The organism is Streptomyces spiramenti (assembly GCF_012034385.1).
Lineage (GTDB): Bacteria > Actinomycetota > Actinomycetes > Streptomycetales > Streptomycetaceae > Streptomyces > Streptomyces spiramenti.
Genome location: NZ_JAAVJB010000224.1, coordinates 1 through 8164, shown reverse-complemented (window position 1 = coordinate 8164; position 8164 = coordinate 1). Strand labels below are relative to the sequence as shown.

6 protein-coding genes are annotated in these 8164 nt (G+C 73.7%); 2 read left to right on the top strand and 4 right to left on the bottom strand.

The window, feature by feature from the left end:
• Positions 1 to 13: 13 nt before the first annotated feature.
• The 3 genes from HCJ92_RS19975 to HCJ92_RS19965 form a co-directional block, all read right to left on the bottom strand.
• Positions 14 to 1144 carry a type III polyketide synthase gene (locus HCJ92_RS19975; protein ID WP_167934999.1) on the bottom strand — a complete coding sequence of 377 codons (1131 nt, stop codon included), beginning with the start codon at positions 1142 to 1144 and terminating at the stop codon, positions 14 to 16.
• A gap of 8 nt (positions 1145 to 1152) precedes the next feature.
• Positions 1153 to 2349, bottom strand: coding sequence for a cytochrome P450 (locus HCJ92_RS19970; protein ID WP_338054281.1), 1197 nt, complete (start codon positions 2347 to 2349; stop codon positions 1153 to 1155).
• A gap of 767 nt (positions 2350 to 3116) precedes the next feature.
• Positions 3117 to 4802: a P-loop domain-containing protein gene (locus HCJ92_RS19965; protein ID WP_338054279.1), complete on the bottom strand. Its 1686-nt coding sequence runs from the start codon at positions 4800 to 4802 to the stop codon at positions 3117 to 3119.
• Between the two features lie 769 nt (positions 4803 to 5571).
• Between HCJ92_RS19965 and HCJ92_RS19960 the strand changes: the two genes are divergently transcribed.
• On the top strand, positions 5572 to 5898 hold the full coding sequence (locus tag HCJ92_RS19960) for a MerR family transcriptional regulator (RefSeq protein WP_167934998.1): 327 nt from the start codon (positions 5572 to 5574) through the stop codon (positions 5896 to 5898).
• A gap of 334 nt (positions 5899 to 6232) precedes the next feature.
• Here HCJ92_RS19960 and HCJ92_RS19955 read toward each other — a convergent pair whose 3' ends face one another.
• Complete coding sequence (locus HCJ92_RS19955) at positions 6233 to 6826, bottom strand: HAD family hydrolase (protein ID WP_338054278.1); 594 nt, start codon at positions 6824 to 6826, stop codon at positions 6233 to 6235.
• 378 nt (positions 6827 to 7204) lie between these two features.
• Between HCJ92_RS19955 and HCJ92_RS19950 the strand changes: the two genes are divergently transcribed.
• Complete coding sequence (locus tag HCJ92_RS19950; RefSeq protein WP_167934996.1) at positions 7205 to 8020, top strand: TetR/AcrR family transcriptional regulator; 816 nt, start codon at positions 7205 to 7207, stop codon at positions 8018 to 8020.
• Positions 8021 to 8164 lie beyond the last annotated feature (144 nt).

The window sequence follows — 8164 nt, the reverse complement described above, 5'->3', positions numbered from 1 at the left end:
GCGGGCGGTCTCGTCAGCCCGCGACGGCCGGCCCCGCGGCGGTGGCGCCGCGCCCGGCCGGCACGGCCACCGAGCCGGTCACCTCCGGTACGACGGGGCCGCCGGTCCAGCTGCCGAGGCTGATCTCGGCGGTGATGCCCGGGCCGAACCCCGCGATCACCCCCCGGGCGCCGTCCGCGACGCCGCCGTCCGCGAACAGCCGGTCCAGGGCGTCCAGGACGACCGCCGCAGCGATGTTGCCGCGTTCGGTCAACGTCGCACGGCTGTACCGGAACATCTCGGGGGGCAGCCCGAGGTAGTGGCAGAGGTCGTCGAGGATGCGGGGCCCGCCGGCGTGGACGATGTAGAAGTCCAGTCCGGAGATGTCCCATTCGTGACGGTCGGCCAGCTCCCGCATCGCGGGCGCCAGCATCGACATCGTGCCGGGGACCCGCTTGTCGAGCATGAAGTGGTAGCCCGTGTCCCGGATGACGTAGGAGATCCACTTCTCCGTGCCGGGTACCAGGTGGGAGCCGTTGTGCTGGAGCCGGACGCCGGTGCCGCCCTCGCCGCGCATCACGACCGCCGCCACCGCGTCACCGAACAGCCCGTTGGAGAGCAGGTTGCCCACTCCGAGGTCGGTGGGCTGGTAGCAGAGCGAGCAGAACTCGCACGCGACGATCAGCACGTTGGAGCCGGGGTAGGCCGAACAGAAGTCGTGCGCCCGGTTGATGGCGGAGCCACCGGCGGCGCAGCCGAGCTGCGCGATCGGCAACTGCCGGGTCTCGGGCCGGAATCCCATGGTGTTGATGAGCCACGCCGTCAGCGAGGGCATCATGAAGCCGGTGCAGGAGACGTAGACGATGAGGTCGATGTCCTCCGGCTCCAGCTCGCCGTTGGCGAGCGCTCGCCGAACGACGTCCGGGACCCGGGCCTTGGACTCGGCCTCGTAGATGGCGTTGAGGACGGTCGCTCCGGGGTGGCGAAGCGTTTCCTCGATCGGTCGGACCAGTCGCCGGGTCTCGACGCCGGTGTTGCCGATCAGCCGCAGTGCGAGCGGTAGTTGCGGGTGGTCGGGGTGGAGGCTGCGTGCGAGGTCGAGGGTCTGCTCGCGGGTGATGACGTGTTCGGGTACGGCGATGGCCGGACGGCACAGCGTGGTCATGGGGCTCCTCACCAGGTGACCGGAAGGGCGAGCGGGTAACGCCAGATCGAGACCGTGTTCCACTCCACGTCCTCGATCGGAACCGCCAGCCGCATGCCCGGGAACCGGGCGATGAGCGAGCCGACGGAGACCTGGAGCACCATGCGGGCGAGGTGCGACCCCAGGCAGTGGTGGCCCCCGTAGCCGAACGCCATGTGCGGCACGGGGTGTTCGCGACGGAAGTCCAGCTCGGCGGCGTTCTCGTAGACGAGGTCGTCGCGGTTGGCCGTCAGGTAGGAGACGTGGACGGTGTCCCCGGCGCGGATCGTCACCCCGTCGATGTCGACGTCCTCCAGGGCTACCCGGGGGATGCCGACGCCTTGCCGGAACGGTACGTAGCGGAGCATCTCCTCCAGCGCCTGCGGCACCAGTTCGGGCTCGCGCTCCAGCTGCGCCAGGTGCTCGGGGTGGGTCAGCAGCGTGTAGACGAAGTTGCTGATGTCGTAGGTGGTGGTGTCGTGGCCGGTGACGACCAGCAGCATCGCGAGCACCGCGAGCTCGTCGTCGCTCAGCGACTCGTTCCCGATCCGTGCCGTCGCGAGGCCGCTGATCAGGTCGTCACCGGGGTCACGGCGGCGCGCCAGCGTGAGCTCGCTGAAGTAGGCGCGCAGCGCGATCCTCGCGGCGACGGCGGACTGCTCGTCCGCAGCCCGCATCGACATCATCGCCATCGCGTGCCCGCGGAGCGCGGGCCGGTCCTCCTCCGGGATGGCGAGGAGTTCGCAGATGGTCAGGAGCGGCAGCGGCTCCGAGAGGTGACGCACGACGTCGGAGGGCGGGCCCTCGGCCACCATGGCGTCGAGCATCGAGTCGACCGTGCGCTGCGTCCAGGGGCGGAGCGCCTCCACCTGCGGGGTGGTGAACGCCTTGGTGATCAGCCGCCGGACCCGGTTCAGGTTCGGCGGGTCCATCAGGTTGATGGATTCCGACTGCGCGATGGGCGCCGGTGTGATCCGGGGGAAGTCCCGCCCGACGAGGGCGGCCCGGCTGAACCGACGGTCGGAGGTGACGAGTTTGACGTCCGCGTAGCGGGTGACCAGCCAACACTCGCCCTCACCGTAGGGCATGCGGACACGGGCGACCGGCGCCTCCTGCCGCATGCGCTCCATGAAGGGGTCGGGTTCCAGCGCGTTGTCGTGGCGGAACGGACAGCCCTGCACGTCGATCGGGGCCGGGGCGTCGGTCGGGCTCTGCGGGGGGATCGAGGTCTGCGGGGTGTTCGAGGTCTGGGTCACTGCACTCCCGTGGGCGCGTGCGTCCCCGCGGCTGGCGGGGCGCGGGTGAGGTCCGGGTCGGAGAAAACCGGTCGGGTGGGCCGTGGTCGGGCGGCCGGACGCGGGTCCGGGTGGAGGTAGGAGCGCGCGGCGGCGCGGTGGCCGGCGGCGGGGCGGGGCACGGAGCGGTCGGGCGGCGCCGGCGCGTGGCCGGTGCGGGCGGGACGGTCCGGCGGACCGGAACCGACCGGGCCGAGCCCGCCCCGGGATGGTGCGCCGGGCCGTGCGGGGACCGGGGCGCCCCGGCACCGCGCACAGCACATCCGGCCGTGTTCATCTGGTCGCGAAGCGTAGCAACATGCTCGATGAGCTGCGCGAACGACCTTTCCCCCGCGGTCTCACCGAGGGTCACGGCGAGTACGGGCGCCACCCGGTCGAGCGCAGGCGCGGCGGGAATCGGTGGCCAGACATGGCCACCGGTCGCGGGCGGCGTTCCACCGAAAGGGCGGCGCACCCGCGCCCGCGGCGGGGCGGGGGCACGCTCCGCGGCGACCGACCCCGACACCCCCGCGCCGGGGCAGCCGTCGGAGGCCCGCCGCGGCGCGGGAGCAGAGGTCGGGCAGGCGCGGCAGGCGCGCGGCGGCGGGCCACGGAGCCGGGGAGCCTGGCGCGCGGGTACGGAGGGCGCCCGGGTCAGGCGGGCGGGTCAGGCGGGCGGGTCAGGCGGGCGGTGCCGCGATCCGCAGTGAGCGCAACCGGTTGAGCGCCGCCGCGACCTCGTGTCGACGCGGAACCGCGAACTCCTCGTCGCGCACGGCGAGCAGCGCCTCGGTGGTGAGGCCGCCGTGCTCCTCCAGGCGGTCCAGCGCTTCGGCCAGCGTGCGACGGCCGTCGACGTGCCCGCCGCGCAGCAGCTCCTGCAACGCGAGCCCGACCCCGGCCACCTGTCGGCCGTCCGCGATCTGGGCCACCGCCCGCAGGTCGATGTCGTCCTCGCCGTAGCTGAGGGTGTCGGCGCCCCGGGCGCGCACCTTCGGCCGGCCACGGACCGCCGGGTCCAGGGAGCCGGGGACCGGCACCCGGTGGGTGACCGCGGGGAACCGGTCGGCCTCGGCCATCCGGCCGGTCGGGACGTCGGCCACCAGTTCGCGGGCGCGGGCGGTGACGTCGGCCGGCCGGTAGGCGTCCATCATCAGCACCCGGTCGGCGACCTCCATGTAGTCGCCCGAGCCGCCCATCACCAGCACCGTGGAGACGCCGTGGTCGCGGTGGAGCGAGCCGACGAGGTCCACGAAGGGGGTGAGCGGCTCGCGGTCGGCGGCGACCAGCGCCTGCATCCGGGCGTCCCGGATCATGAGGTTGGTCGCCGCGGTGTCCTCGTCGATCAGCAGGACCCGGGCGCCCGCCTCGACGGCCTCGCACAGCGAGGCTGCCTGCGAGGTGGACCCGGAGGCGTTGTCGGTGGAGAAGTCGGCGGTATCGGCGCCGGTCGGCAGGCCGTCGACGAAGGCGTGCACGTCCACCCGGGCCACGCGGCGGCCGTCCTCGGCCCGCACCTTGACGGTGTCGGCGCGCGCGACGACCAGCTCCCGGCCGTCGCCGGGCACGTGGTCCCAGATGCCGGACTCCAGCGCCCGCAGCAGGGTGGACTTGCCGTGGAACCCGCCGCCGACGACGAGGGTGACGCCCTCGGGGACGCCCATGCCGCTGACCTCGCCGGCGTGCGGCAGCTGCACGGTGGTGCGGAGCTCGGACGGTGAGGTGAACGGCACCACGTCCGGCCCTGCTGCGGGGCGGTCACTGACGCCGCTGCGGCGCGGCAGCACGGCCCCGTCGGCGACGAAGGCGACAAGCCCGAGGTCGGGCAGGTGTCGCCGCAGCGCCACGGAGTCCTCGACGCACGCCACGTACCGCCGCAGCTCGGCCGCGTCCAGGGACCGGTGGGTCAGCCGCGCCAGCAGCGCGGGTACCTGGTCGCAGAGCAGCCGCCGGGCGGCGGGACCGTCGATCCGTCGCCCCCGGCCGGGCAGCGGCGCGCCCATCCGGACGGTGACGGTCCCGTCGGGATCGACGACGCAGGAGGAGCGGTGCAGCACCTCCTGGCCGCCGCCGTCGACCCGCAGCGGGCCGTCCCCGGCCGACCGGGCCGCCGTCGCGGCGAGGTACGCGGCGACGGCCCGGCGGCGGTCGTCGGTCCGCAGCAGTTCGGCCGGCAGGCCGGCGGCCTCCGGCCCGAGGCGCACCGCGAGGCGGGCGGGCGGCGCGAACGGGTCGGCCTGGCCGCGGACGAGTCGGAGCAACGCGCCGCCGTCCAGCTGCCAGAGGCCGGCGAGCCGCTTGTACTGGCCGTAGGGCGCGCCGTCCATCCCGCGCAGCACGTCGTCGAGGTCCTGCCTTACCCGCACGCTGGCTCCTTCTCCTCGCAGGGGTCGGGTGCCCACCAGGGTGCCCCACCGCCCCGCCCCCCGGGTCGGCCGGGGCGGGGCCGGGCACGCGTGTCGCCGGGGGCCGTTCGGGGCTCACCCCCGCCGCTGCACGGGTTCGTGGCCGCCTTCGACTACCTCACCCCGCAGGAATCCGAAATCTATCTCGGCCGTAGTAGACATTCACCGCCGGGCGTGCCTATGCTTCTGCCGTAGCCGAGATCGAGAAGGGCCCGGCAGAGGATGAACTGCCGGGAAGCAGTACCCGCGAGCGCATGACGGCGCGGTGGTGGAGTCTCGAAGCCGAAGCAGTACCCGTGCGGGCGACGAGACTGGCGACCGTGTCGGGTGGCCCGTAGTGATCAGGGGCCACCACGAGTGGCAACAGCAGCGCGCAGCGGAGCAGTCCCGGTAAAGGCGTCGGCTGCGGGCGCACGTACCGGGAGCGGCGTCGGTGAGGGTTGCCGGCGGTACGCAGTTCATCCAGAGGGAAAGAACGGAGGAGCCAAGCGCCATCAGGATCGCCCGGACGGATCTCCGAGTCCGGGTACCGCAGGACATCGATAGTGAGGTGGTCTCCGGTCGAGCAACCGCGATCCCCGCACACCCGACGCCGTAGAGGTCGGGTGCGCGGAAACACAGGGCCGACGCCCCATCAGGGTCGGCAGATGGTTTAGCAGTTCCTTCGGGGCCCGGGTGCCATACAGCACCCGGGCCCCTCCAGCGTGTTCCACACACAGAGAGAGGTGCAATGGCAGCGGACGATTCGAACGGGCGTCTCGACGACGACGACTACCCCGCCTACACCATGGGCCGGGCCGCCGAGATACTCGACACCACCCAGGGCTTCCTGCGCGCGATCGGAGAAGCCCGGCTGATCACACCGCTTCGTTCAGCGGGCGGCCACCGCCGTTACTCCCGCTACCAGCTGCGGATCGCCGCGCGGGCCCGGGAGCTGGTGGACCAGGGCACCCCCATCGAGGCCGCCTGCCGCATCGTGATTCTTGAGGATCAGCTCGACGAGGCCCGGCGTATCAACGCCCGGTACGAGAGCCTCGATCCGGACCACAGCCGGTAGCAGAACGGCGTAGCCGCACCACGGCGTCCGGGCGGGCCGGGCCCGGAACCGCCCGAGCGGCTGTCCCCTTCCTCCGCGGTCGGCGAGAGCTCGCGGCAGCGGGAACGCGGGCGGGGACGGAGACGCGGCCCCGGGCAGGGGCGCGGACCGGGAACAGCCCGGATGCCGCGCGGAGTGGCGCGATCACCCGAACTCTCCGTCGCACGCCACCGCCGTGGTCGACCGGTCCCCGCGGTGCCCGCGGGCAGCGTTCCCCGTCACACGGCCGAACGTCGACGGCAGGGCGGGGGAGACCGGCACCGGCCACGGCGGGGAGCCGACCGGGTCCGGCGGGTCAGCCGGCGGCGAGGCGCCCGTCGATGGCGGCGATGGTCTGGGCGGTGTCCCGAAAGTGGACCGTGTGGAAGCCGAGTGCGCCGGCGGCCTCGACGCAGGCGGGGTTGTCGTCCACGAAGACGGTCTCCTCCGGGGAGACGCCGAGCCGCTCGCAGCTGAGGCGGTAGATCCGGGGGTCCGGCTTCGCCATGCCGACCTCGTGGGAGTAGACGAGGTCGTCCACCAGCTGTTCGAAGCCGTAGCGGCTCTGCTCGCGCTCCCGGCAGCCGACGAAGCTGTTGCTGAGGATGCCGGTGCGGTACCGGGGCCGCAGAGCCCGCGCGTAGCTGCACAGTTCGGTGTTGAGGGTGCCCAGGTACTCGGTCCACACGTCGTTCATCAGCGAGGCGACGATCACCTGGTCGATGCCGAGTCGTTCGCCGAGCGCACGGTTCACTCCGTCCTCGGTGAGGGTGCCGACGCTGCCGCCGCGCCAGACGTCGGAGGCGCGGCGGTTGAGTTCACCGGGCGGCAGGCCGAGGCGCCGCTCCCACTTGTCGGTGACGCCGAGGGAGGGGGTGAACTCCAGGACCCCGCCGATGTCGAAGACCACAGCCCGGACCGGGGCGGTGCGCCTGGCCCGCCGTGCATAGCGCCGCATACGTCCCAGGACGCGGCCGTGATACGTGGTGGTTCCCCCTGGTCGCGGCCGTCCCCCGAACGGCTGACGGCGGGGGCGCCACCAGGTCGACCCCGGGGCCTGGGCGGGCTGCCGAGAAGGGGCTGCCGGGGCGGCGCCGAGGAGCGGATTGCGGTCGGCGCGAGTGGGCGCGGGCGGCACCGGGACAGGGCGCCGAACCCGGCCGCGACCAGCAGTTTCACGCGGTTGGCGCTCCGGCGCACCCGCCGGGGCTCGGGGAGCGGGACCAGGCGGCGGCCGGGACCGCACGCCTTACACTCGGCTGCACGACGACCGGAGCAGGCGGCGACCATGACGATCGAGCACAGCGGCAGCGGCAACATCAGCCGCTCCATGGAACTGCTCTGGCACGGCAAGGAGCCCGCCGGCCGCGGCCCCCGTCCCGGTATGACCCTGACGGAGATCGTGCGTGCCGCCGTCGGTCTGACCGACCGGGAGGGGCTGGCCGCGCTGTCGATGCGCCGGGTCGCCGCCGAGCTCGGGGTCGGCACGATGTCCCTCTACCGGTACGTGCCCGGCAAGGGGGAACTGCTCGACCTCATGCTCGACCACGTCCTCGGCACCCGCGGGGACAAGGTCCTTCCGGGCGGCGAGCGGTGGCGTGAGGGCTTGGAGGCCGCGGCCCACCGCAGCTGGGACCACTACCTGGCCCACCCGTGGCTGCTCCAGATCAACCAGTCGCGCCCGGTCCTGGGACCCAACGCACTGGCTTCGACCGACCGCGTGCTCGCGATGCTCGACGGGCTGGGCCTGACCGACCGGGAACGGGTGGCGGTCATCGTCAACGTGGAGGCGTTCGTGGCGGGCACCGCCCGCACGCACATCCTCCAGCAGCAGGTCTCCGCCGATTCGGGTGTCTCGGACGAGGAGTTCTGGGAGACGCAACTGCCGCTGGTGCGGGAGGCGGTGACCACCGGCGCCTATCCGCAGCTCGCCGTGCTGGACGAGGACGCCTTCGCCGTGGGCGGTCGGGAGGCGATGGAGATCGGCCTGCGCGCGCTGCTCGACGGCTTCGCCATCTACGTCGAGGCCCGGCGGGACCGCACGCCGCGGCGGCGGGAGGCCGCGGACCCGGAACAGCCGGGGGCCGCCCGCCCCCCGGACTGACCGCGACCGGCGCCGGCACCGGTCCGACGCGGGCGCGCCGCGGCACCGCGGGTGCCCGGGGACGGATCCGACCGTTCGCGGGCCGGGGGGACGGCCCCGGGCGGTCAGCGGCGGCGCCGACCGCCACCGGCGGCCCTGGCGCGT

What these genes read in the sequence shown, in the direction of transcription:
- HCJ92_RS19975 (WP_167934999.1), bottom strand. Translation starts at nt 1,144, where the DNA reads ATGACCACGCTGTGCCGTCCGGCCATCGCCGTACCCGAACACGTCATC.
- HCJ92_RS19950 (WP_167934996.1), top strand. Translation starts at nt 7,205, where the DNA reads ATGACGATCGAGCACAGCGGCAGCGGCAACATCAGCCGCTCCATGGAA.
- HCJ92_RS19960 (WP_167934998.1), top strand. Translation starts at nt 5,572, where the DNA reads ATGGCAGCGGACGATTCGAACGGGCGTCTCGACGACGACGACTACCCC.